Source organism: Robertmurraya mesotrionivorans, from assembly GCF_050971805.1.
Classification (GTDB): Bacteria; Bacillota; Bacilli; order Bacillales; family Cytobacillaceae; genus Robertmurraya_A.
The window spans coordinates 4,557-29,323 of record NZ_JBPCCH010000024.1 but is presented as its reverse complement, the minus strand read 5'-3'; the positions used below and the strand labels follow the sequence as shown (position 1 = coordinate 29,323).

Annotated in this window: 20 protein-coding genes; 13 read left to right on the top strand and 7 right to left on the bottom strand. The window is 39.1% G+C overall.

What is annotated here, in order from left to right; all coding sequences use genetic code 11:
• The first annotated feature begins 8 nt into the window (after positions 1-8).
• Positions 9-734, top strand: coding sequence for a LamB/YcsF family protein (locus tag ACRX5O_RS22055; RefSeq protein WP_433907920.1), 726 nt, complete (start codon positions 9-11; stop codon positions 732-734).
• 213 nt (positions 735-947) lie between these two features.
• Here the strand turns inward: ACRX5O_RS22055 and ACRX5O_RS22050 are convergent, their stop codons facing one another.
• Positions 948-2,057: a chitobiase/beta-hexosaminidase C-terminal domain-containing protein gene (locus ACRX5O_RS22050; RefSeq protein ID WP_433907919.1), complete on the bottom strand. Its 1,110-nt coding sequence runs from the start codon at positions 2,055-2,057 to the stop codon at positions 948-950.
• 353 nt (positions 2,058-2,410) lie between these two features.
• Positions 2,411-3,481 (bottom strand): sulfite oxidase, encoded by a 1,071-nt coding sequence (locus ACRX5O_RS22045; protein ID WP_433907918.1) that lies wholly within the window; start codon positions 3,479-3,481, stop codon positions 2,411-2,413.
• A gap of 150 nt (positions 3,482-3,631) precedes the next feature.
• Here ACRX5O_RS22045 and ACRX5O_RS22040 point away from each other — a divergent pair, with 150 nt between their 5' ends.
• The 3 genes from ACRX5O_RS22040 to ACRX5O_RS22030 all read left to right on the top strand — a co-directional run bounded on the left by ACRX5O_RS22040 (position 3,632) and on the right by ACRX5O_RS22030 (position 4,956).
• The gene (locus ACRX5O_RS22040; protein ID WP_433907917.1) at positions 3,632-3,967 is read left to right on the top strand and encodes a zinc ribbon domain-containing protein YjdM; all 336 of its coding nucleotides are present in this window, start codon (positions 3,632-3,634) and stop codon (positions 3,965-3,967) included.
• A gap of 224 nt (positions 3,968-4,191) precedes the next feature.
• Entirely contained in the window at positions 4,192-4,560 is a 369-nt protein-coding gene (locus tag ACRX5O_RS22035; protein ID WP_433907916.1) for a hypothetical protein, read from the top strand.
• 195 nt (positions 4,561-4,755) lie between these two features.
• On the top strand, positions 4,756-4,956 hold the full coding sequence (locus ACRX5O_RS22030) for a cold-shock protein (protein ID WP_066056568.1): 201 nt from the start codon (positions 4,756-4,758) through the stop codon (positions 4,954-4,956).
• A 110-nt stretch (positions 4,957-5,066) separates the two neighbouring features.
• Here the strand turns inward: ACRX5O_RS22030 and ACRX5O_RS22025 are convergent, their stop codons facing one another.
• Together ACRX5O_RS22025 and ACRX5O_RS22020 are read right to left on the bottom strand one after the other, a co-directional pair.
• Positions 5,067-6,779 (bottom strand): methyl-accepting chemotaxis protein, encoded by a 1,713-nt coding sequence (locus tag ACRX5O_RS22025; RefSeq protein WP_433907915.1) that lies wholly within the window; start codon positions 6,777-6,779, stop codon positions 5,067-5,069.
• Positions 6,780-6,935: 156 nt separating this feature from the next.
• Positions 6,936-7,325, bottom strand: a complete 390-nt coding sequence (locus ACRX5O_RS22020) for an SET domain-containing protein (RefSeq protein WP_433907914.1) — start codon at positions 7,323-7,325, stop codon at positions 6,936-6,938.
• A gap of 282 nt (positions 7,326-7,607) precedes the next feature.
• On the opposite strand from ACRX5O_RS22020, the gene ACRX5O_RS22015 reads away from it, so the two are divergent.
• The 8 genes from ACRX5O_RS22015 (at position 7,608) to ACRX5O_RS21980 (ending at position 18,707) form a co-directional block, all read left to right on the top strand.
• Positions 7,608-13,100 (top strand): OmpL47-type beta-barrel domain-containing protein, encoded by a 5,493-nt coding sequence (locus tag ACRX5O_RS22015; RefSeq protein WP_433907913.1) that lies wholly within the window; start codon positions 7,608-7,610, stop codon positions 13,098-13,100.
• A gap of 143 nt (positions 13,101-13,243) precedes the next feature.
• A complete protein-coding gene (locus tag ACRX5O_RS22010; RefSeq protein ID WP_433907912.1) occupies positions 13,244-13,462 on the top strand; it encodes a hypothetical protein in 219 nt (72 codons plus the stop codon).
• 146 nt (positions 13,463-13,608) lie between these two features.
• A complete protein-coding gene (locus ACRX5O_RS22005; protein WP_433907911.1) occupies positions 13,609-14,007 on the top strand; it encodes a hypothetical protein in 399 nt (132 codons plus the stop codon).
• A 5-nt stretch (positions 14,008-14,012) separates the two neighbouring features.
• Positions 14,013-15,293 (top strand): ammonium transporter, encoded by a 1,281-nt coding sequence (locus tag ACRX5O_RS22000; protein ID WP_433907910.1) that lies wholly within the window; start codon positions 14,013-14,015, stop codon positions 15,291-15,293.
• Between the two features lie 97 nt (positions 15,294-15,390).
• On the top strand, positions 15,391-16,200 hold the full coding sequence (locus ACRX5O_RS21995) for a DUF2935 domain-containing protein (protein ID WP_433907909.1): 810 nt from the start codon (positions 15,391-15,393) through the stop codon (positions 16,198-16,200).
• Between the two features lie 247 nt (positions 16,201-16,447).
• A complete protein-coding gene (locus ACRX5O_RS21990) occupies positions 16,448-17,056 on the top strand; it encodes an AEC family transporter (RefSeq protein ID WP_433907908.1) in 609 nt (202 codons plus the stop codon).
• Positions 17,057-17,132: 76 nt separating this feature from the next.
• Positions 17,133-18,185 (top strand): aromatic acid exporter family protein, encoded by a 1,053-nt coding sequence (locus ACRX5O_RS21985; protein WP_433907907.1) that lies wholly within the window; start codon positions 17,133-17,135, stop codon positions 18,183-18,185.
• Between the two features lie 111 nt (positions 18,186-18,296).
• The gene (locus tag ACRX5O_RS21980; RefSeq protein WP_433907906.1) at positions 18,297-18,707 is read left to right on the top strand and encodes an NUDIX hydrolase; all 411 of its coding nucleotides are present in this window, start codon (positions 18,297-18,299) and stop codon (positions 18,705-18,707) included.
• Between the two features lie 66 nt (positions 18,708-18,773).
• On the opposite strand, the gene ACRX5O_RS21975 is transcribed toward ACRX5O_RS21980, so the two are convergent.
• From ACRX5O_RS21975 to ACRX5O_RS21965, 3 genes are all read right to left on the bottom strand, one after another.
• The gene (locus ACRX5O_RS21975; protein WP_433907905.1) at positions 18,774-19,628 is read right to left on the bottom strand and encodes an amidohydrolase family protein; all 855 of its coding nucleotides are present in this window, start codon (positions 19,626-19,628) and stop codon (positions 18,774-18,776) included.
• Positions 19,629-19,639: 11 nt separating this feature from the next.
• Entirely contained in the window at positions 19,640-22,702 is a 3,063-nt protein-coding gene (locus tag ACRX5O_RS21970; protein WP_433907904.1) for a GNAT family N-acetyltransferase, read from the bottom strand.
• 377 nt (positions 22,703-23,079) lie between these two features.
• Complete coding sequence (locus ACRX5O_RS21965; protein ID WP_433907903.1) at positions 23,080-23,796, bottom strand: 3-ketoacyl-ACP reductase; 717 nt, start codon at positions 23,794-23,796, stop codon at positions 23,080-23,082.
• 323 nt (positions 23,797-24,119) lie between these two features.
• Here ACRX5O_RS21965 and ACRX5O_RS21960 point away from each other — a divergent pair.
• On the top strand, positions 24,120-24,767 hold a 648-nt coding region (locus tag ACRX5O_RS21960; protein ID WP_433907902.1), incomplete at its 3' end, for an SIS domain-containing protein.

Sequence of the window (24,767 nt, the reverse complement as noted above, 5' to 3'; positions counted from 1 at the left end):
TGGAGAGATTGATTGATTTAAACTGTGATATGGGTGAAAGCTTTGGCCTGTATAAGTATGGTGCCGATGAAGAATTAATGCCATTAATAAGCTCTGCTAATATTGCGTGTGGTTTTCATGCAGGGGATCCACATGTCATGCGGGAATCTGTCGAGTTGGCAACTCAATATGGTGTGAGGGTTGGAGCACATGTAGGATTACCAGATAGACTAGGATTTGGACGTCGTGAAATGAAAGTTAAACCACAAGAGATATACGATTATACTCTTTACCAGCTCGGAGCTCTTGCTGGTTTTTTACAAAAAAGTAATACATCATTGTCTCATATTAAACCGCATGGTGCTCTTTATATGATGACATCTGAAAATAGAGAGTTAGCGGAAGTAACGGTGGAAGCCGTGTTGGACTTCAATCGTGAAATTGAGATCTATACATTGCCTAATTCAGAGCTTTATTATGCGGCAAAAGAAGCAAAATTAAACGTAGTGAGCGAATATTTTGCTGATCGACCGTACGTAAATAATTATGTGAAAATGTTCGGCTGGACGTTAGAGGAAATTGGACAGCCAAACACGATGGCCAAAAGAGCTTTGCGGTTGTTGGAGGAAAGCCCAGTTGAAACGATTTGTGTGCATAGTGATACACCTAATGCACCAGCAATTATGAGATCGGTTCGAGAAGCCTTATTAGAAAATGGTTGGCTAATCGGAAGGAAATCGTTAATAGTTAAGTAAGTTGAAAATTCCCTCTATATGAAGATAATAAATAAATAATAAGCACCAAAGTATGATTGCTAATATGAGAAGTGAGTGTTTAAATAGTTTCATCATAATATTAGTTTGGGAAGTAATGTTTGAAATATTCCATGCTACATGCGAAATTTTCTGTTACAAAACTTCAATATAAAAAGGTGTCAGCTAGAGATTCTGACACCTTTTTATATTCATCTATTTTTTCACTTGATTAAATACCCATTCAATCATTTCTTTGTTTTCATACGCTGGTACCCAAGAACCATGGTTATATCCAAGCTCAGCTGGATACTCCGTATAAATTGGATTCCCACCAGCATTCTGAATCGCTGCTACAATGTTTTGTGAGTAAGATACCGGGATGATAATGTCATCTACTGCATGGAATGCCCAGATTGGTTTATTCACTAGCTTAGAGGCTTGAGCTGGATCTCCACCACCAGCAATTGGTACCATGGCAGCAAATAGATCAGGATATCTTATGTTCAGATTGAACGTACCAAATCCCCCTTGAGACAATCCAGTAGAGTATAGTCGATTGCTATCAATATTGTATTCATTTTTAACTTTTTGAAGAATATTATAGGCAGTTTCTAAGTCTTGGGAAAACTCGAACACTCTGCTTAGACTAATATTATTATTTGTGTCTCTAGTGATTCCAAATCCGCCATCATGTACATTACGTGCTTGAGGGGCGAGGACAAAGGCTGGATGCTTTTCTTGATTTTCAGGAGCCGCCCAGATTACAGCACCATCATTGGCTAGGATTTGCTTTTCGTTATCAGTCCCTCGCTCTCCACCTCCATGTAGGAATAGGACTAGCGGGTACGATTTTGATGGATCATAATTTTCAGGTACATAAAGGCGATAAGGCATATCATTGTAGGTAAAACTTAAGAATTTTGAAGCAATGGCTTCTTTTGTTGTGAATGTATAAGTGAACGAGGATACCGCACTTATCGTTTCTCCGTTACTAACTTCTAATGCTTTGCTATTTGCATTCCCACGAATGGCAATGGCTTTAATAGTGGTATTCTTGTTAACTGTAATGGGTGCAGAATAAAAGTTACTATCTTTTGAAGGTGTCGATCCATCCATTGTGTAATAGATATTTACACCTGGTGTTGAGGATTGTAGTTCAACTGTTTGTGATTTGTAATATGTACCTGATTCAATAGAGGCTTCTGGTGAAGCAATTTGACCGTTTGAATTTAGTTGCTTTGCTTTACCTATAGGTGCAAACGCTTGAAATGCGAGGACGACTAAAAGTAGTGCGCAAATGCCTTTTGTTACTAATCTCTTCATGAATTCTTCCTCCTGTTAACATAGTAAAATACAAGGCTAATCATAAAATATAAGCGCTTTCATAAAAAGATAGCCTTTTTCCTTTTTTCTTAGGAAAAAGTTTGCAAATCCTTTTAAAACAAGAAAGAGCTACATTTTTCATGTAGCTCCTTCATAAAAAAGGGTTCTATTTTCCTGGTAGTTAAGCCTTAATTTAGTATGGATACGGGTATGATTGGAGTTTGGAAGATGGATGTTCATTGGGAAAAGGTTTTCGCAGACTATATAATTGCAGACTTACAGGAGCTAATTGATTTGGTCGATACTTTGAATATGGAGAAAAGAAGGGACGTTTAAAGATCCCTTCTTTTCCTTTATTCTACTTTGACCATTATCTTGTCGATTGCATGATAGCCATAGCCTTTCCGATTCCAAAAAGGCTTTTTGGGTTGAACGCGATTATCCGAGTCGGTAGCTCTAGACATAATGGTGTATTCACCTTTTTGCTCAGCTCTCCAGTGATAGTACCAAGTAGTCCAAGAATAACCAGTATGGTCGATGGTCTCTATGTTTGCCTCGTTCCAGGATCCTCCATTGTCAGTACTAATTTCCACCTTTTTTATATATCCTTGGCCAGTCCAAGCTATTCCCCTTATTGTGTGTGAGCCCGTTTGTAAAATGTCTCTATCCAGTGGCTGCTGAATCGTTGAATTTACATGGACCGTGGTCACTGGAACAGCTTCTTTGTTGCTTTCTTTGTACGGATAATATACATAATCAATCGTTTGAAAGGGACCTGTAAAAGGAAAATCAGTAACGATTATTTGCTTAATCCATTTAACCGAGGCCATAGCATACCACTGTGGAACAATTAGTCTGAAAGGAAAGCCGTGCTTAAAAGGGATGGGTTTGCCGTTAAATTCATAAGCAATAATCGTGTCTGGATGAAGTGCTTTTTCTAAAGGCAGACTTCGAGTGTAAGAGACTAATTGATCAGTGTCTTTACGCTCCCCGTAATCATATCCTTCAACAACTACTTCTAAAGCACTTTCTTTTATACCTGCAAGTTCTAGTACATTTCTTAATGGTACCCCTTTCCAAAGTCCTTGGGTCATCGCCCCTTTTTCCCACTGCTCACCAAACACTTTCGGCTCGAAAAAGCTTCGCTTATTCCCTGAACATTCAAGAAATACCTTTACCTGTTTTGAGGGCAATTGGGTTAGTTGTTGTAATGAAAAAAACATTGGCTTTTTCACATGACCACTAACGGGAAGCCAGTAGCTAGAGTATGAGAGTGATGGATAGGAAAAGTGATTGCGTCTATAAAAAAGTCGAGAAGAAATGGTGTCGTTGTCTAGAAAGGAGATGGGTGACTCTTGATTCTCAGGATGAAGGCTTTTGGTAATTAAATAAGGTTTTGCACTAGGTTGGAAGTGATTAATCATCTGTCTCCTCCAAATTTGAAGATTGTTTTGTAAAGAATATGTGGCTACCGGATGAAATAGTCTTTTGTGTCTGTAAAGAATGCTTGTTTTTACGAAGACAATTTGGCAGTATAAGAGAGGGTTAAAACTAGTTTGATCGGAGGAATACGAATGGCTAACTTGCCAAATTGTCCAAAGTGCCAATCGGAATACACATACGAAGATGGTACTTTATATATTTGTCCAGAGTGTGCACATGAATGGACAGCAGAAAGTGAAATAAGTGAAGAGCAAAAGGTAGTGAGGGATTCAAACGGAAATGTACTAAACGATGGTGACACTGTTTCAGTTATTAAAGATCTAAAAGTAAAGGGATCGTCATCAGTGATTAAGATCGGTACGAAGGTGAAAAATATTCGTCTTGTCGAAGGCGATCATGATATTGACTGTAAAATTGATGGATTTGGTGCGATGCAATTAAAATCGGAATTTGTAAAGAAAATATAGCATAAGAACTTATTATATTCGTAGTGAGTGTCATTTCGTCCGAAGGCTTCCTTAGTGTGAATTGTCTATTTCTACTGAACTTTTTTGATTGATTAAAGCCGTATAATACATATTTGTGGTATTTACTGGATATAAAAGGATATACTAGTAAGAAGGGAACATCCATATGGTCTTCTAGTTCTCATTTGTAGAAGGCAAGAGACCCTTAGGAAGGATGGCCAAAAATGACTGTAGTCGGTTACCAAGCTCAAGTAGCAGATGGAATTAGAAAAAAAGGAATCAAAAGAGTGAACTCCTTTTTTAAAACACCTGAAGAAGCAGTAGAAGAGGCTTTTTCCTTAAAGGAAAAGTTGGATTCAAGATACAAAAATCAAATCAAGTGGGATTATAGTAAGAAAATTACAGGCACACTTGAAAAAATGAAGATCCTAAAGGGGTACTTAGATGGAGATGAAGATTCCAGTGCTTTTTATCTTCAGATTACTACCTCAGAGATTCAGAGAAATTTAAAATTATCTACACCAAGTAAGCCCAAAAAGTTTACTGCGAATGACAAAAAAGTGATGACTAAAGTAGCTAAAATATTTGTATAATTTACTTCCTATGTGGTTGGAGAATTTATGTAATTATTACTTATCATTGTTTTATTGCTCATAACCTGTTATTCTTAGATAGAATTATTTTTGTTCGGTCTGTAAGGAAAAAATAGTGAAAGCTTTTTCGCCTTTGATATCTCATTGAGCAATGATAGTATTAATTGTGGAGTATTCCACGCAGGAGGAAACAACATGCAACAAGGTACAGTAAAATGGTTTAATGCAGAAAAAGGCTTCGGTTTTATCGAGATTCAAGGTGGAGAAGATGTATTTGTTCACTTCTCAGCGATTCAAGGCGAAGGATTTAAATCTTTAGACGAAGGTCAAAAGGTTACTTTTGATACAGAGCAAGGTCAACGTGGACTTCAAGCTACGAACGTAAAAAAAGCTTAAGTTAAATATACGTAAAAGCAGATGGTCAAATGGCCATCTGTTTTTTTATGCCTAATTAAGATAAAAGAAATGGTGCTAAAACCTTTGAGGTTTTAGCACCATTTCTATTATTATTCATGCACTTTGAACGTATTTACCATTGCTTGAAGATCTTCAGCCATTTTAGCTAATGAATGAGCAGAAGCGGTGATTTCTTCCATTGAAGCAAGCTGTTCCTCAGCTCCAGCAGCCACAGTTTGAGAACCTGATGAAGATTCTTCGGTTTTCATAGAGATATCAAATATCCCCATGGCAACCTGCTCCACGCTTGAAGATAACTGCTTAACTGCAGCAGATACTTCAACCGATTGTCTTGATACATCCGAAGCAGAATGAAGAATTTTCTCAAATGATTTACCGGTATCATTAATTAGTACAAGACCAGTTTGTACTTCTGTTGTACATTTATCCATTGATACAACTGCATTGGCAGTACTGCTTTGAATATCGTGTATTAAGTGTGTAATTTGTTCAGCAGAACGTCTTGATTCTTCTGCTAATTTTCTTACTTCATCAGCCACGACAGCAAAGCCTTTTCCATGTTCTCCGGCTCTTGCTGCCTCAATCGCTGCGTTTAAAGCAAGTAAGTTTGTTTGCTCTGAAATACCAGAGATAACTGCTAAGATTTTTTCAATCTCAGAAGATCGGTCTCCTAAGTCCTTAATAATACTAGATGATGTTTGGACGGTTTCATTAATGGATCCCATTTGGTCAATAGTTTTCTTAAGTGCGATATTTCCTTTTTCTGATTCTTCTGTTGTTACATTTGAATGATCTGAAACTTGCGTAATAGAATCTGCGATATTTGTAATGCCGATTGCCATTTGTTGTGTAGAAATGGATACAACTTCTGTACCCTTTACAGATGCTTCGCCGTTAGCTGCCATAATAGAACTAGCTTCAGCAATTTGTTCTGCGGCTTTATTTGTTTCTTCAGCACTAGCCATTAGCTGCTCAGAAGAGGCGGCAACTTGGTCTGAAGATTCACGAACCATCATAATTAGTGATTTAATTTGGGTAATCATTTCATTAAATGATTTTGAGAGAGACCCGATTTCATCCCTTGACTCATAGTCACTATGAACGGTTAAGTCCCCATTTTTTGCTTTTTGCATTAGGTATTCCATTTGCTTTGCCGGTCCGTATATCAATTTTGAGATTGTCCAACTAACTGCTACGGAAACAATTAAAGCAATTACAATGATAGATAACATGATCAAAGAGGATGTTTTAATAAAGTCTTTATTATCTGAATTCACGCTTTTGGCTTCACTACTGTTAATTTCAATTAACTGTAAATATAGTTCGTCAATTTCTTTTAATATTGCTTCTGTTTCTTCGGTGAAAATTTCATATGCTTCAAAGTTTTCATTTTTTAACGATAAAGCTACAATTTTTTCTTTAGATTCTTGAAGATTCTGTGCAAGGTCATTTACTTGTGAAATAATTTTAATCTCTTCCTGATTATTTGTATTATAGTTTTCTCTTATTTCACGATTCGCTTGAAGCTTTGCATCCATCTCATCAATTAGTTCATTCTTTTTACTTGTGTCTCTAGTAGTCATTAATTCTATTAAGTAGGTTTGAACATATTGAGCATTAGATTGCAATGTACTAACCGTTTGTATAGGCTGAAGATTCTTTTCGTACATGAAAGAAAGTTTATCTCCCATACTTGTAAGCTGAAAAAATCCAATACCTCCTACGATAAGTAGACTTACAAAAGTGATTGATGTTAGTAAAAGCATTTTTTGTACAATCTTTAAATTCTTAATCCATTTCATCGATGGTTGCTCCTTTGTAGTTTAGTGTTTTTCGATGAATTATCTGTCCTCACTTTCTATTATCGGCTCGTAATTGGAAAATTTAATACTATTTTCCTAGATCTTTTGTCGAAATATTTAACAAAAAAAGCCTCAGCGTGAACTGAGACTTATTTTTTATTTCTCTTCATTAAACCACAGTGGATCTTGATTATCTTCTTCACCATTGTAGTTTATTAATACTTCTTCTCCAGCTTTAATATCTTTGTAAGCATAAAAGTCAAAGGTATGATTTGGAAAGTTAATTTCATACGTTGCATTTGGCTCATACGAATGGTTGAAGAGCATACCGTACCCAAGTAGGAGGGCGGAATGATTAATTCCATATTCGAATGCATAATCAGCAAGTAGTGTTTTTTCAATATGTTCATGCTGGTCATTCGGATAAGGAATAACAGGTGCCTCATGGATTAGTTCACCTTTTTTTATATCTCTTGTTGCAAATACGCCTCTATTGAGCTCTCCATCACTGAGTGTTGAGGTTCTTATTTCAATCACATTTGTCACCTTCGCCTTCGGATGTCTTATTTTATTTGATTGTAACAGTGTTTAATTCAGATTGGAAATAAAACATGTTCTTTTGTAAATTACGAACATATTGTTCTTAATAGTGCACATTTACCTATCTTATTAAAAATAACATGCTCGATTTTCCCTGAAAAAGTCCTGAGAAAATTCCTAAATGTTAAGGAAATCATACCCTATTCAATAGGAGTATTTCTAGTCTAGAATTTATTGGTAATGTATACAGAAAAATACAATGTGGGATTTGAAAAAGGAGAATAGTTGATGAAAGGGAGACAAAGGAAAGAATGGATGAAAAGAGCAATGAAGGTGTTGCTCGTGCTCCAATTTGTATTTATCTACATATTAGGAGGGTTGCCTCTGCCTAAAGCATCGGCAGGGTCACAATTTTTAATGTGGACTGAGGATGGTCGAACCTTTGCTTCGTTTGGACCGAATCAAGAGATTCGAATTCATACAGGGGCGATAGAGTTTACGAAAGGGTGTTCAAAGGACGGTGTGGATGACTTAGATGTTCCTTTTGCTGATATTTATGTTGTATCAAGCGGTCAAGGGAATCCAGGTGAAAAGCTACAGGATGTTTCTGGAGCACCGAATACTGTACAAGGGGCACATGGAGGGCTTTTTATATCGGAATTAATTGGTGCTACAGCGCCGGGAGGCTCAATAGGGCCTGGAACTTACACGGTTGTATATGACGAGTGTCAAGATGGGATGGTATCACCTGAAGATAAAGTATTTCCAGAAGCTTTTGAGGTAGTTTTCCCTACCGATATGCCAGACATTATGGCAGACCCAGCCATTGCAAAGTTGAAGCAAGCAGCAGGTGAGTCACAGGAGGAATGGGAGAGCATCCATACTTCTTACGAGATGTTGTTTACCATGCAAGCTAATCTTGGAACCGTCGGAAAGGTTTGGCAGTGTAGTGGGTTGAAGGAGATGGCTCTTTCCGTAAGCACAAGCTTTAGCCTTACACTTGTTTGTCCGAAGGTAGGTGGCGGACCTCTCCCTGGCCCAAACCCATGGGACATTAAGCATAGTGGGATTATTGATGGTTTCTTTACTGGGCTAACAAAAGGCGTAGAGATCATGACGGGTGTTAATCCAAAGCAGATGGCGTTAAAGCATATTTTATCTACAGCTTCCCATTATAAAGGGATTCATGCGGACCCGCCAAACCCTGACTTTCAAAAGCTTACACCCCTTGAAACCCGGGACCTGATTGAAACAGATAGTAATGACCCAGAGACAATCGCTTTTGTTGGATTAGGAAATGAACTTAGCAATGAAGCGCCGTTGTTAAAGTCTTTTTTAACATCGATTGAAAGATACCAAGGAAGCGCTATAGAAAAGAATGGAGAATGGTCACTTATTCATGCAAGAGCAGTGCAGGATTATTCTTCACAGCTAAAGCAGCAGATCGCTCGTACGAATACTGCCATTGATATTGCAAAACAAGTACTTGAAGCCGATCCACGTCCGTTTGACGAAATGGCTGAGGAGCTACAGGCATTTCGGGATGAAGTGGCGGTACAAGGATTTCCTACTGACCAGGTACGTGAGTTGAAAAACTTAGGTTTTTCAGATACTCAAATTAACGAAATGAAAACTGAACTGCTTTCTAAAAACCTCTCATTTAACAAAGCTGATGTACTGAGTCAGCTTGATCAATTAAAAAGCACGAACGAAGTTTTAATTAGTTCGTTTTCGGAGCTAGAGAAAAATATGAAGGAACATTGGATTGAATATATAAAGGTGTTGCCTTCAGTAAATGATCAAGCACCAATAGTCAACCCGGGAGGTCCTTATACAGGTCAGGAAGGAAGTATTATCAATTTTGACGGATCTCTATCAACAAGTCCAAGCGATATTGTTTCCTATGAATGGGACTTAGATGGTGATGGAGAATTTGATGATGCGACGGGAGTGGCACCAACCTATAAATATGATATTAATGTAAATAAATTAGTAGGTTTAAAGGTTACGAATAAAGGCGGTTGGTCGAATATTGGCTATGCAACTGTGTTTATTGAAAATAGCAATAAGGGGCCTTCTATCACTGCGATGGTACCAGACAGGGCGTCGACAGAAATTGTGGTTGGTGATTCGAAGGAGTTTTCCATTGAAGCAGCTGATCAGGAAAATGATCAAGTGAACATTGAGTGGTATCTTGACCGAATACTTGTTAAAAAGGGAAGTGGATATACGTTCACCCCAACGGAAGGCCAAGTTGGGAAGCATATTATTGAAGCAATCGTGTCGGATAATTCCACTCATAGTGGATACGAGACAGTCAGTTGGCCTGTATCAGTTCTTATGCCAGACAATGATGAGGATGGATGGAATTCTAATACCGACTGTGATGATTCTGATTCGAATGTTTATCCTGGTGCAACAGAGAAGCCTGGGAATGGAAAGGACGACGATTGTGACCGAGAGACTTCCGATATAAGCTTAAAACCAACTGCATCTTTCTATCCTGAAGGTTTCGGGAAAAATGTAGCTTTATTTGAATCTGGTGCAAGGGTAGAAGCCTTTTCAGGTCAGTATGATTCAAGCCACTCTCCACAACAAATGATTGATGCAAATATTAATTCCAATCCTTGGGCAACACGTTCAAAGGATAATCAATGGGTAAAAATCAGGTTAGCTGAGGGGAAGACGTATCTTATTGATCGAATTGAATTGATGCCTCGGCCGGGTTTTCCGGGTCAACGTGTAAAGGATTTTGAGGTAGCTGTATCTACTGATGGGGAGGAATTTACTACAGTCTTAGAGGCAACAGCTGAAAACAATGGGAACTTGCAAGAATTTAAGCTATCAAAGCCGGTACTAGCGAAATATATTATGTACCGTCCACTTAACGCACAGGATGGTGGAAATGTGATTTCTACCCAACAGTTTAAGGTGAAAACAGGACTAATCAGTACTCCGAAAGTTACGTTCAACAATCAATCGACAGACCCGGAAAACGATATCGTTTCATGGGAATGGAATTTTGGAGATGACATGCCCGTCAGTACGGAGAAGAGTCCGACACATGTTTATTCAGAACCTGGAACGTACAACGTCACCTTAAAGGCAACAGATGCTGCAGGCAACATTGACACATACTCTCTAGAGCAGACGGTCGAAGCGGCTGACTTTGCCTTCTTGCCAAAAGCTCCAAAAGAAGGAGAATTTGTGACTTTTTATAATACGTCTGTAGGTCTTGATGAAGGTGAAATCGTATCAAGTACGTGGAACTTTGGAGACGGAACCCCATCCGTTACAACAGCGAGTGGATCATACACCCACACATACAGAGACAATAAAACGTATCCCGTTACGCTAGAAACCGTTGATAAGAGCGGTAAAAAACAACGTATTACGAAAGAAATTACACCAGTAAATGTGGATCCAACGGTAACGGTTGGTATGGATATTACAGTGCGGTCTGGAAAGAAAGTGGATTTCATACCAAGCATTTATGATCCAGGTACAGATAATCGAACATGTCGTTGGGAGTTTGGGGACGGAAAGACAGCAGATACATGTAATAGCAGCTATACGTATCCAGCTTTGGAAAAAGATGCTCCTGACCAAAGTTATACAGCAACATTAACTGTGACAGATGATGACGGGGGGGTTAGCTCCGATAGTAAAATTGTGACGGTCCGGGCGGAGCGGGATCCTAAGCTTGTTGCGCTGTACACCTTTGATAATGATTTCAAGGATTATTCAGGCTACAACAATAACGGTACTCCTGTAGGAACCATGAGCTTTGCTGATGGAATAAAAGGCAAGGCTGCTAAATTTGATGGAAAAAGTGGAATTACTGTTCCAGATGCAGACTCTCTTGATCTATCAACCGCATTTTCTTTCTCCATGTGGCTATATAAGGAGGACGCAGGAGCAGGAGGCTGGGCACCGATTCTTTCGAAGGGGGATAAGTCAGAATACGGACCGTATGCGTTACTCCATAGCTCTAATGGAGTGTCTCCGGGTGTGAGATTGACAGGAGGAGCAACGACTTCACCATCACACATGCTTACATCTGTTAATACGAATTTTAAAGAATGGTATCTGTTTACTACTACATGGGACGGAAGCACCATCAAATATTATGTGAATGACATTTTGGTAGATTCACAGCCTTGGAATGATGTGTTCAAGAATGATAGTAGTCAGTTATTAATCGGGTTCGACCCACCTGGAGTGACGGAGTATTTCCGTGGTTTAATGGATGATTTTAGAGTGTACAGCTACTCGTTAAGTCCGGAAGAAATCACTGATTTATATCAGCAAACTCCTTCACAAGACGATCAGCCGCCAGTTACGACAGCTGAAGTAACCCCTGCTGAACCGAATGGAACAGACGGATGGTATACAGAGGATGCTAGTATCACTTTAACTGCAACAGATGAGGATTCTGGTGTGGAGAAAACAGAGTATCGGATCAATAATGGTGAATGGAGGATATATAACGAATCCATTCCTGTAACCGATAACGGTTCCTACTCGTTAGAATACCGTAGTACTGATAAAACAGGAAATATTGAAGCAATTAAGTCTCTGACCATAAAGTTGGATAAAACGACCCCAGTTTCGATTGCTGAAGTTGCCCCAGGTGAACCGGACGGAGCCAATCAATGGTATAAGAGTGACCTAGGCATTACTCTTTCGGCAACTGACGAAGACTCTGGTATGGAGAAAATAGAATACCGTATTAATGAAGAGGATTGGCGAGTCTATGAAAATATAATCCAGATAGATTCAGAAGGTATTCATAAGATCGAATACCGAGGCATTGACAAAGCTGGTAATACAGAAGAGGTAAAATCGATTGACCTAAAGCTAGACAAAACAAATCCTACCACAACAGTAAAGACAACTCCAGGCGAGCCAAATGGCGACAATGGTTGGTATACTTCCGATATCACACTTGAACTTGCATCGTCCGATGAGGAGTCTGGTGTAGCAAAGACGGAATATCGAGTAAATGGTGTCGAATGGACCGCATATGAATCACCCATTGTGTTGTCAGAGGATGGAGCTTACCAAGTTGAATATCGAAGTGTGGACAATGCGGGGAACATCGAAGGGATAAAAAACATTGAAGTGAAGCTCGATAAAACGAAGCCAGAAACCACAGGAAAAGTAGGTGAGCCGAACGGTGATAATGGTTGGTACACAGCTGATGTTACTCTTGAACTAACATCAACCGATGAGCATTCAGGATTAGCGAAAACAGAATACCGAGTAGATGAGGGCGAATGGACTGCATATGAATTACCAATTGTATTGTCAAAAGACGGAGTATATCAAGTACAGTATCGCAGTATTGACAAAGCGGGGAACATTGAAGAGCTGGAAAAATTTGAAGTGAAAATTGATAAAACGGCTCCAAATCTTTCAATCAGCTTGGGTGAAAACAATCTGTGGCCTCCAAATCATAAGATGGTCACTGTCAAAGCTGTTCCTGTAACAGTAGATATGTCTGATATACAGTCCATCATATTAACCTCAATTACTAGCAGTGACCCTGAGGATGATTTGGGTGATGGAAGTACGGAACTTGATATTCAAAATGCTGATTTTGGCACATCTGATTTTGAATTCGATTTACGGGCAGAGAGATCTGGTACCAATGAGACGCGCATCTATACCATTACCTATACGATTACAGACATGGCAGGAAATAAACAAACAGAAATTGACACAGTTACCGTAGTTCATGATCAATCAGGGATAGATGTAATGAAATTTAAGAAATAGAGATAGAAGTAGGGACCATCCATTGGGGTGGTCCCTGTTTATTATAAAGGACTTGTGCTCGAATTTGCCCAAACGTTCGTCCCTCTTTATGAATACAGTAGAGAAGGTTGGACAATAAATGAGTGAAAGAGGTAGATTCTAATATGGAAAATAATCGGAATGTATACGGAGGAGGACACCATCACGGTGGACACCACCATGGAGGATTTGGAGGGGGCTATGGAGCTGCTCCATTAGCTGTGGGTCTGCTTGGTGGGCTTGCGGCAGGAGCTTTAACTCAAGGAGCGGGTTATGGATATGGCTATCCAGCAGCCACACCTTATCCAGCTTATAATCCATATGGTGGATATCCGTATTATTAATAAAAGGAAGCGGCTGTTTATTGAACAGTCGCTCTTTTTATGTGAAAAACAAATTGAATAAAATTTCAAATAATTCCTGTATACAAATTCTCATAATATTGATATCATGTAAGGAAATATAACATTAATATGTTAGGAGAATTTACGTGATTGTTCGAGATGAATTGAATCGGTACTTCCATTTTTCTTCTTCTGAGATTACGAGCATACTTCAACGAATATTGTTGACGAAGGAACAAGAAATCCATGAGTTAAAAAATAAAATCACAAAATATGAAGAGAAAAGACGAGCTGAGGATGCGTTTTATCAATCCTTGTCTCCTGTACGAAAGTTTTTTGCAAGCCGTCCGCCGAGTCATCACCAAGCGGTCGAATACATTGTTCATGTGAAAGACCGCTTAAAGCAGATTGACACACTGAAACAACGAATCTATGAAATTAACATGGCCATTCGTCAATGTAAAGAAATAACGAGTGGTGATGAACTTGAACTATCAAGTGTGATTACGGAAGACATCATCAAGCAGAAGAAAGTCGAGGAGTAGTAGTGATGACTATTGAAACATTGAGCTCAGGATTAGATACGATATGGGTCGTGTTAACTGCTGCAATGATTATCCTCATGGAGGGTGGCTTTGCTCTTTTAGAGGCTGGCTTTGTTCGGCATAAAAATAATGTAAATATTATAATGAAAGTATTTGTTGATATTACAATAGGTGCACTATGCTTTTATCTAGTTGGTTTTGCTTTTATGTATGGGAAAGATGCGTGGGGAATGATCGGAACCAGCGGCTTTGCATTGTTAGGAGACCTGTCTCATATCCAGCTTTCCATATCTCTTGATACGTTCTGGTTATTTCAAGCCGCCTTTGTTATTGCTGTAATTTCCATTGTTTCAGGTGCAGTGGCGGAGAGAATTAATTTTCGTGCTTATATTCTTTATGCGATGATCATGACGGCGGTTATTTATCCAATTGCAGGACATTGGGTATGGGGTGGAGGCTGGATTAGTCAGCTTGGAATGCTTGACTTTGCAGGAAGTGCTGTTATACATGCGCTCGGTGGTTTTTCGGCTTTGGCGGCAGCCATGTTTATCGGTCCGCGTAAAGGGAAATTCACTCCTTTGGGAACTAGCACAATCGCGTTACCGAGTAATATTCCTTTAGCTTCAGTAGGAGCGTTTCTTCTTTGGTTTGGATGGTTTGGTTTTAACGCAGGAAGTACATTAAGTGGTACAGATGCAAGAATTGGACATATTGCGATTGTGACCATGTTATCTGCAGCTTCTGGAGGGGCAGCAACGCTTTTATATACGCTTTTCCGTTACAAGCGTTCGGACGCACCGGCAGTTATTAACGGTTCATTGGCAGGACTAGTCGGAATAACAGCAGGATGTGCGTTTGTTAGTGATCAAGCAGCTATTTTTATAGGGGCAATATCTGGTTTATTGATGTTGTTTGCTACCAATTGGCTAGAGTCACGAAAAATTGACGATCCGGTTGGAGCGTTTCCGGTCCATGCTGTATCTGGTATGTGGGGAACAATTGCACTTGGCTTGTTCTCAACAGAAGGGGGCCTTTTTTATGGTGGGGGCTGGCATCTACTGGGAGTTCAAGTGTTAGGATTAATCGTTTTATGTATATGGGGATTTGCAATGACCTGGCTAGGCTTATCGCTCATCCGTCTTTGGATACCTGTTCGTTCCACAGAAGAGGAAGAAGAGATGGGATTAGATATTAGTTACCATGGGGTGCTAGCTGCTTATCAGGAACATGAATTTATTAATTATCAAGATCACTACACAGATTTTTCAAACAAGAACGCTGATTAAACAAAGGCTCTATTACATTGGTAATAGAGCCTTTGTTTATGTTAGTTATTGGTCAAGTAACATTTTCATATATTGGAAAAAAAGAGAGGTGAATGCTTTGGCCAAGAACTTTCGTCAAGAAGCACTATTTGAATTGAATTTTTGGTTACAGGTACTTGGAGACCACGCACGATTTATCCATGATTCTTTAGCAACTTCGGAAACTCAGTACATCAGCCAAGCGAAGAACTTCATTTCGTTATTTGATCAACTATTAACGATATCACGTAGACAGCCTGCTGGTGAGGAGCTTATGCAGCTTCTACATAGAGCCAATCAAGCGGGGACAGAAATTAGAGAACTGAAACTCACCTTGGTAAGAGAGCATTTGGTGGGGGAAGTGAAAATTACTTTACCACCATCTTTTCTAAGTCATATGGTCAATGAGCTAGAAGAGGCATTGAGAGTATTCTCATTTTTTCTTAAAGGAGAAATTCCTCCAACCGTTCATCCGTTACATCATGATTTATTGTGGTTATTAGATGCGGCAGGACATGCAGGGGCCATAGATGCCAATTTAGATCTTGTGGAAAAGAAGCTCAAAGAAAAAGGGCGAGAGTTCACAAAGGACTGGGAGGATTTTTATTTAAAGGCTGTCGAGATGGCGGGTTACTTGCGTGCGAATGTGTACTCTTTCCCTGCATTAAGTCGTTTTCACAAAGAAATTGAATTAGAAATGGAGATTTTCAAAAGTTTTTTAAGAGAGTTAGAGGAAATGGAGTTAAACAAAGAAACACTCGGAGTATTAACGCCTCTTATGGCAGATCACATGGCTCGAGAGGAATGTTATTATTTAATGAAGCTTGCTGAGACAACAGAAGTGAAGGATCCTAATTGCGATCCAACCAAACCAAGGACAACAAGTTAGAATGATTGAATCCAAAGTCTCTAGTCTTTGACTGGGGGCTATTTTTGTTTTTATAAAATTCTATTTTTGAAAATAATGGGTGCGCTTTCATAATGTATAATAAAAATATTCAACCATGGAATATTTGTATATCCTGCTGTTTTGTGTGCTTCTTTTTATAGGGATGATTGTTATTGTTCAAATTACAGCAACAGTAAAAAAACTACCTCGCTCAAGGCACTCTGCTATGGTGCTTTCAGGAGTATTTATGAACAGTGGGAACTATGGTGTTCCCATTATCTTACTTGCTTTTGGTAACGTGGGTGTTGATTATGCTGTTATCATGATGGTCATACAATCCTTCCTTATGAGTACAATCGGGGTGTATTATGCTGGAAAAGGAAGCGAGAGAGGATATTCAATCAAACAATCAATTTTAAATATTTTAAAAATGCCGATGATATATGGCTCTGTCTTGGGAATAGTTCTTCAACTCTTAACCTTGCCAGTACCAGATATGATCATGAAGCCTATCGATCTGATTGCCGATGCAACCATTCCAACCATTATGCTTGTACTAGGTATGCAACTGGGCGCCATTACAAAGAAGAATGTTAGTATCGGAGACGTTTCTACTATTATGATCCAACGTATGCTTATTTCTCCTGCCTTGGCTTTACTCTTAGTAGGGCTACTACCCATAGAAGGAATGCTTGCCCAAGTTCTTATTGTTCTATCAGCAATGCCTTCAGCAGCAAATACAATGATGCTTTCGCTTGAATTTGGAACAGAGCCAGATCTTGTTTCTTATAGTACGCTAGTTACGACCTTGTTAAGTATATTATCGGTTCCGGTCATGTTGATGTTGGTGATGTGAAAGGTAAAACCATAATTTGGTTAATTAAGGGAAGAATGAACATAACATAGGACATTAAGAATAAAGGATTGTTACCATGGAGTTCTTTAAAAAGTATAAATTTTTTGGCGGAAGAATTATCAAAACAGGGATTGCTGTGTTCCTTACTGCTCTTATATGTGATCTTTTGTCTTGGCCTCCAATGTTTGCAGTTATTACAGCGATAGTAACGATAGAGCCCACCGCAGCTCATTCGATTAAAAAGGCGCTCGTCCGGTTTCCGGCATCAGCACTAGGAGCTGCTTTTTCTGTTTTTTTTAACTTTGTCTTTGGAGATAGTCCTTTTACGTACATGCTAGTAGCAGTACTGACGATTATCGTGTGTTACAAACTTCAATTGCACGATGGAACACTGGTAGCTGTTTTGACAGGAGTAGCGATGATATCAACGGTTCATGATCATTTTTTAAGTTCGTTTTTTGTTCGGCTTGGAACAACGGGAATTGGACTAACTGTATCAGCGCTTGTGAATTTTCTAGTCATAAAACCGAATTACTCATTGACCATTAAATCAAAGCTTCATCAATATATTATTGAAACAGGCAAATTAATTGAAGAACGAGGAAAGGAAATTGTGCTTCAACAGCCAATACATCAAAACACTAAAGTGAAGTTTGAAAGACTGTGGAAGGATATCGAGACTGTTGATACATTATGTGAATACCAAAAGCAGGAATGGAAGCTGCACCACAACATCAACCGGAAGGACACCAAGGAATTTCATTATGAATATAAGAAGTTAAGTACCTTACGCCAAATGATTTTTCATGTAGCGAATCTCATGGCAATTCCTCCCCTCGATGCGCCAATTTGTAAGGAAAAGTCCGTCGAGCTGATGTTTCATTCCATTAAACAAACATTGCATGAAAAGGAGTACCAGATGGATGAAGAGCATCATCAAGTGGTGAAGGAGATTCGGTCTATCTTTAAACATTGTGTACAAGAAGATAAGATTAACCAGGCGCATATTGCTCTACTGTATGAGCTTCTTTCCATACACGATCTAATAGAGGAGTTGCATCAAATACAATTATTGAAACAAAAGCATCAAAAGTTAATTCAGTATAAAGGCGCTAAAGCCGATATGTAAGGAATGCTGGTATATAATCAGCATTTTTTTATTTTTAGAGGGGTGTACTATTTTCTAAAAATACATATTGTGAAAAAGAGGGAGCTCAAAATATTGGATGGAGGTGGAAAAATGGGAGTTCCGCCAAAGCATATTGTGTCAGCCATCGCTTTCGTACGGAATGATGATAATGAAATACTCTTAATAAAAAGTCCACGGAGAGGTTGGGAGTTACCAGGAGGGCAGGTTGAAGAAGGGGAGTCCATTAAGGCAGCTGCGATACGAGAAACAAAAGAAGAAAGTGGGATTGATATTGAAATTGTAAAGTTCGGTGGTATATTTCAAAATGTAAAACACTCCATTTGCAGTACTTTGTTCATCGGGAAAGTAGTTGGAGGTCAACTGACTACGTCACCTGAGAGTTTAGAAGTGGGGTTTTTTCCGATAGAAAAAGCACTTGAAATGGTCACGTGGAAACATTTTAAGAAGAGAATAGAGTATTGTTTAAATGATGAGGTCCAGCCTTTCTTTGTTGAGGTTTGATTAGTCTTGTCATCAATCCTATAAATGTAAAGGAGCTGCCTTAATAAACATTAGGCAGCCCTTTTATTATTTAAGGAACGGTTGAATTCTTGGAAAAACCTTTAGTGCGTTTTCATAAAACACCTGGCTATGGTACTCTTCCGGAATTAAATTCTTGATGAACTCAATATACGGGGCGATCGGCACTAATGGCCAATCCGTACCGAATAGAAGTTTGTCATATGAGTCTGCAAATACCAATGCGTGACGCAAATGATCAAGGAAACGACCTTCGCTTTTCGCTGCTAGTTCCTTCTTTGTTCCGACAATTAATCCAGATAAATCTGCAAACACATTTGGATTTTTATAAACAATTTCTGCACCTGTCAGTGTCCACGGGTCCCCGAAATGAGCCATCATAAAATTTACATCACGGTTGTCAACGGCAACCTCATCAATGGTGAGTGGGTGGGAGTATTTTAAATAGCCCCTTTCTGAATACGTGTCGCCTGTATGAAAGACGACAGGAAGATGGTACTTTGCCGCAAGTCTATAAACAGGTTTATAAACAGGATCGTAGGCATAAAACGGATAATAGCCAAGGTAAATTTTAATTCCAACCGTTTTCGGATGTAATAACATCTTTTCTAAACGGGTGAGTGCCTCCTCGCCTAAGTTGTACGGATTGATTCCCGCACAGGTAAAGATAGAAGGTGGCAGCTCCTCGGTTAAATCCAGCCCCATCGGAGTTTGCGTTTCGTAATCAGGAAACCCCATTTTAGCTGTTTCTGTTAACCCCATCCCTATTCCAAGTACTACTCCTGCTTCCTCGAATTCTTTGAGGATACCTGAAGGTGAATAATCGACAAATGAAATTTTTTCAGCTGTTTCATGAAATGATTTTATGTGTGATAGATGGATGTGAGCATCGATGATTTTCATAAGAACTCCTTTTAAAATTGGATGTTTCGTAGTTTTTGAACAGCCTCTGTTGGAAGAACTCGCTCATCAAACAGAAGGAATAGGGGAGCAGTCTCTTTCTTCTCCTTATTCGCAAAACCTAGCTGAGCCGCAACTAGTTGAAAGGCTTCTTTATTCATATATGCCTCGGTTTCTTCTATATTTAAACTTGGAATCACATAAAGCTTTTCTTTTTTTGATTGTGATTCAATATAGGATTCTTGTGGCAGGTACATTGGTAATTCCTGTTTACCAGCACGATACTCTGTAGTGCCACCTTTGATAGAAAGGTTCGGTAATGCTTCTCCACCGAGGAACAGGTCGGTCAACCATTTTTCTCCATCCAGCCATTTCCCTCCATCATGCATGACCTGTAAAAATGTTGCTAAAACAGGAATGCCTGGAAGCATTAAATAATGCTGAATGTACTCGACATTTTTCCATTGTGAATGTTCCTCGAATTTTGTGTGAATCGCAATTCCTCTCCAAGTATTTCCTTTACGATCACAGATATTTGTCGATGAAATAGTTGTTTTTTCTTTTAAAAGAGAGAAGGTGGTAATTCCTTGCGGAGACCATTTCATTCCTCCTGCCCATGGGTTCCACCAGCTTTTGGCGGTTCTTTCAGGATACTGAGTATCTAACCATTCAAGCCCGTTTACTTTCAAGGAATATAAACCTGGATAAAAATCAGCATTTGCTTTAATCGATAAACAACCATTCTCAACAACTATTGACCCATCTGACTCTGTACTAGATGAAATGTCTCCTCGTGGTGATAATAGTAGATCCTCGAAATTTGTCCGGATTCCCTCTTGTTGAAAATGTGCCGATAGATGAGAAACAGGGTTATTTAATGAGAGCTGTTGTTCAAAAGTAATAGAGTTTTTCTCTTCTTTTGCATGAATACTCCAGTTACTGACAGGAGTTTGGTCACAAGCTACCTCAAGCGTTCCATTCAAATAACTGTTTCTATAAGTCTTTAACGTGAAGGTAGAAGATGAACTAGATGGCACAATCATTTTATTTGCCTCGAGCTGAAGTTCGTTGGTTATATCATACCGCTCAAGCAGATGTGTTTTCTCGGCATAAGTCTGAAATTGAGTTACTTCGTGGAATGAATCCAGTGCTACAATGATTTTTTCTGTAGTAGCCTTTGCTCCAGGTTTCATCTCACCAATTTTTTGCTCGATGACAAACTGCCAACCTTCTGGTGCTGCATGGCTATTCTTTGGCCAAGTTACCCCAACCGTTTCCCCTTCAGTCTTGGAAAAATACCAGTTACCCGTTATCATGGCTGGATTTAGGTCTCCGAACTCAAGTGGACGATCTTTCGAAAAATAAACAATTCTTTGATCAAGTGGGAAATACGTGTTGCCAAGTTCTTGGTATACAGGCTGACTGATAGCAATATTTTGATAAGTAGTTGGATGCACATTTTCAAGCTCAACCCACTGGTGAACGATTCCATCTCCAAAGAGCTGCAGACACTCCGTTAAGTAGATTCCTGGAAATTCGCTCGACTGTAACACGAACTTAATCAAGATAGATGAATCATCAGTATCCCAGGTTACTGATGTTGGCTTCTTTTTATTAAATTCGTTTGTATATGGTTTTCCAAGCTTAGGTGCAAGAAAGGAAAATGATGGCTTTTTCCTTCTAGCATTCTTTTTTATTTGGACATTAAGATCAAGCTTTCGAATATTTAACTGACTATGGCCATTGTATACGTGCCAGAAAAGCGTTGATTCTCCACCAAATTTCTTCCCTTCACCTTTGAAAGCAACCGAAATTTGCTGTTTAAAAGCGAGTACATGATTGGCAGTCTTAGTTTGAACATGAATAATTGGATCGTAAAAGCCGTGCTTTTTAACAGTAATAGGTATGGAAATCGTTTTTCTTCCTTTAGCAGGAACTGTAACTTCGTATGTTTTTTGTTCTAGACTGACTAGGTCATTCTCAGGGATGGTAAGAACAAATTCTGTTGTGTTAGATAGATTATTCTTTAGCTCAAGATGAAACTCTGATTTTGTATCTAAAAAAGCAAAATGTCCTGCATTGAATGCTTCAAGCTTAGCTGGTTGCATAGGAAAAATTCCAAGGCTCATATCGCAGGAAACACCATTAATTTCTACGGTTATTTGGATGCTCGAGTGAGTTCGCCAAATACTAGGCTCTTCGCCTTTTCGTATAGTAAAAGTCTCTGAGAGTATAATGTCCTTTTCTATGTTCAGTTTTCCGGTGTTGAGTTGATATTCGACTCGAGCATTCTTTGTACCAGTGGCTTGAAAGGAAAGAGGGATACCGGTTTTGTTCACAACTTTTAGTTGATAGGTATGTTCCATTTCCTCAATCACTTCATGGTGATCCATTGTAAGCTGAACGAGGAAGTCATCGGTTTCAATTAGGGTAATGCCTCGACTCGTCCGCTCGAATTGCACTTTAGCGTTCGTCTCTGGAGTACTCCAGCTATATTCATAGAAGGTAAACCCGTTGTCTTTCATTCCATCTGGCTTCACGTCAATTTGTCTGGTACTGGCTTCATACCAATCTATTTTTTCAAATAGTGGCTGAAGCAGTGGCGTATTTAATACCTGAGGAATGAAGTTCATCAGATGGGTAATGTCGTCACGATCCTCCCAAAAGAAGCCGCATTTTTTATAAAGTGGAACAGCTTTTGTGTTACCTGGCCAGGTGTACAAATCAAGACGAGGCCAACCGAGTTCAATCGTTTTTTCAAGAGCTTTCATGACAAGCATTTTGCCGATTTTCTTTCCATGATAACTTGGAAGCACATTGAGTAGAGGGATGTATAAAGAGTCAGTATCCTCCTTATATTCAGATAATCCACAATAGCCAACGACTTCGTTTTCATCTAGCGCTAGATAAAGCTCAATATTTTCGGAATTGGCTTCCTTTGTTTTCACTTGTTCTTCTGTCATGACACGAGTGTCGCCGCCCCAACTGTCACGGCTTAAATTCCACATTTTTGCTACCCCTGCGGCTAATCCTTCGTGATAACTTACAATTTGGATCCGATTTTTTACAGATGGCATATAGTTTCTCCTCTCACTAAGTAGATTCTTCCTTTTTTATTTGAACTTGCTTTTCTTTTATTCTTACTTGAATCATCTCGTATCTCCTCCTTGTGTATGTAGTAGGAATGTTTTTCCATTCTAATTTCAATCGTAACCGCTTAAATTTTCAAAGTAAAGAAAATTCAGACTACAAATTATGTGCAAATACTATGACTGTATTAAGATCGTGACAGGAAAAAAAGCGAGAGTCTCAGACTCTCGCTTTTTTCATTAAGTGTCCACCCCACACGGACAAAACGAGCAAATCTGTCCACGAAGGGTGACAGACACCACCAAAAGACAGAAGGGGGTGTTTTGTCCACGGAGGGTGTCTGACACCGCTTTTTTACCGCTTTTTATGGGTTGGTGGACCAGAGGCCGGCTGATTTTAGGAATACTCGTGGGTGCAGCTTTAGGCCGGATACGATTAGGTCGGCTAAGTCTTCTGGGTGCATGACATTTTCTGGATTTCCAGAGATTAAGTTCGCTTCCGCAGCGAGGTCTGTGACAACTGTGCTAGGTGTTAGACCGACCACACGGATGTTGTGCTTACGAACTTCTAAAGCTAAGGACTCTGTTAAACCTAGTACACCAAATTTAGAAGCACTGTATGCACTTGTTACAGGAGCGCCTTTCTGTCCAGCGCTAGAAGATATATTTACAATATCTCCAGCTTTTCTTTCAATCATCTCTGGTAAAATCGCACGTGTAGTGTTGTACACACCCATAAGGTTCACTTTTATGATATTTTCCCATTCTTCAGGAGAAAGGTCTAAGAAACCGCCAAATTTAGCTGTTCCTGCGTTATTAATTAAAATATCTATGACTCCAAGTTCTCCTCTTATTTTCTCTACTGCAGTAGTAATCGAGTCAAGGTCTGCCACATCAGCTGTTGCAACAGCTACTTTCACTTGAAACTCGCGCAACTCCTCAGCTACTTTTTCTAGATTAGAAAGAGTTAATCCTACTAATCCAACATTTACTCCTTCTTTTGCAAGAGCAATGGCTGTAGCACGGCCAATTCCTCTTCCTGCACCAGTTACAATCGCAGTTTTTCCACTAATAGATTGCACGTTTACCACTCCTTTTCTTATGTAATGTAATTAAATATATCAGGAACCATTCAATCTAGCCATTGAGACAACTTTTTGATTCCAAATGGTAAAGACAGACTTACTTTTTACAATTCTTGACGCATTTAGTCGGTTCACTATGAGTAAATTGGCGAATAAAGTCGAAAGAATTATCTGAAAATTCCGTTGACGAAGTAGATAGGCTAGGATATAGTAAGACTATAATATAACAATATATAACGTCCTATAATGTTGTATATTGAATGAAGGGAGGATAGGCAGTACCCCATACTAAAAAAATACTTAGGAGGCTTTATAAAAATATGAGTACTGAACTAATCGTAGATGTGAAAAATCAAATCAAACATGCGCTTGAGGAAGTAGAGAAGAAACAAATTGATAATGTCTTTTTTGTAGCTTGTGGGGGTTCATCTGCTTTAATGTACCCAAGTAAATACGTCGTTGATCGTGAAGCGAAAAAGCTAGATGCACATCTTTATAGTGCGAATGAATTTATTCATCGTAATCACTCAAAGCTAGGGGATACATCTCTAGTAATCCTATGTTCTCATTCTGGTACAACACCAGAAACAGTAGAAGCTGCTAAATTTGCTCGTGCAAAAGGTGCTTTAACGATTTCTCTAACAAATGAACCAACTTCACCTTTGGCTCAAGCTTCAGAAGTTGTCCTAAAATATGAGTGGGGCCCAACAGCTAATGCATTTGCTACAAACTACTCTGTCCTATATCAACTAGTCTTTGGAGTCCTTAAGGTTGTAGAAAACAACGAAAAATTTGCAACGATCGAGAAGAGCCTAGAAAACCTTCAAACTGTTTTTGAAAAAGCTGCTTCCAAATATCATGATGCTGCTGTAGAATTTGGAAAACAGTATAAGGATGAGAAAATCATCTACACGATGGCTAGTGGTTCAAACTACGGTGTGGCATATTCTTTTGCGATTTGTATTTTA

Bases quoted from the DNA above. Each gene is read 5' to 3' on its own strand.
- ACRX5O_RS22010 (WP_433907912.1), top strand. From the start codon at position 13,244: ATGGAAAATAATCGGAATGTATACGGAGGAGGACACCATCACGGTGGA.
- ACRX5O_RS22040 (WP_433907917.1), top strand. From the start codon at position 3,632: ATGGCTAACTTGCCAAATTGTCCAAAGTGCCAATCGGAATACACATAC.
- ACRX5O_RS22025 (WP_433907915.1), bottom strand. From the start codon at position 6,779: ATGAAATGGATTAAGAATTTAAAGATTGTACAAAAAATGCTTTTACTA.
- ACRX5O_RS21985 (WP_433907907.1), top strand. From the start codon at position 17,133: ATGGAGTTCTTTAAAAAGTATAAATTTTTTGGCGGAAGAATTATCAAA.
- ACRX5O_RS22000 (WP_433907910.1), top strand. From the start codon at position 14,013: ATGACTATTGAAACATTGAGCTCAGGATTAGATACGATATGGGTCGTG.
- ACRX5O_RS22045 (WP_433907918.1), bottom strand. From the start codon at position 3,481: ATGATTAATCACTTCCAACCTAGTGCAAAACCTTATTTAATTACCAAA.
- ACRX5O_RS22030 (WP_066056568.1), top strand. From the start codon at position 4,756: ATGCAACAAGGTACAGTAAAATGGTTTAATGCAGAAAAAGGCTTCGGT.
- ACRX5O_RS21990 (WP_433907908.1), top strand. From the start codon at position 16,448: ATGAACAGTGGGAACTATGGTGTTCCCATTATCTTACTTGCTTTTGGT.
- ACRX5O_RS22035 (WP_433907916.1), top strand. From the start codon at position 4,192: ATGACTGTAGTCGGTTACCAAGCTCAAGTAGCAGATGGAATTAGAAAA.
- ACRX5O_RS21975 (WP_433907905.1), bottom strand. From the start codon at position 19,628: ATGAAAATCATCGATGCTCACATCCATCTATCACACATAAAATCATTT.
- ACRX5O_RS22015 (WP_433907913.1), top strand. From the start codon at position 7,608: ATGAAAGGGAGACAAAGGAAAGAATGGATGAAAAGAGCAATGAAGGTG.
- ACRX5O_RS22050 (WP_433907919.1), bottom strand. From the start codon at position 2,057: ATGAAGAGATTAGTAACAAAAGGCATTTGCGCACTACTTTTAGTCGTC.
- ACRX5O_RS21980 (WP_433907906.1), top strand. From the start codon at position 18,297: ATGGGAGTTCCGCCAAAGCATATTGTGTCAGCCATCGCTTTCGTACGG.
- ACRX5O_RS21970 (WP_433907904.1), bottom strand. From the start codon at position 22,702: ATGCCATCTGTAAAAAATCGGATCCAAATTGTAAGTTATCACGAAGGA.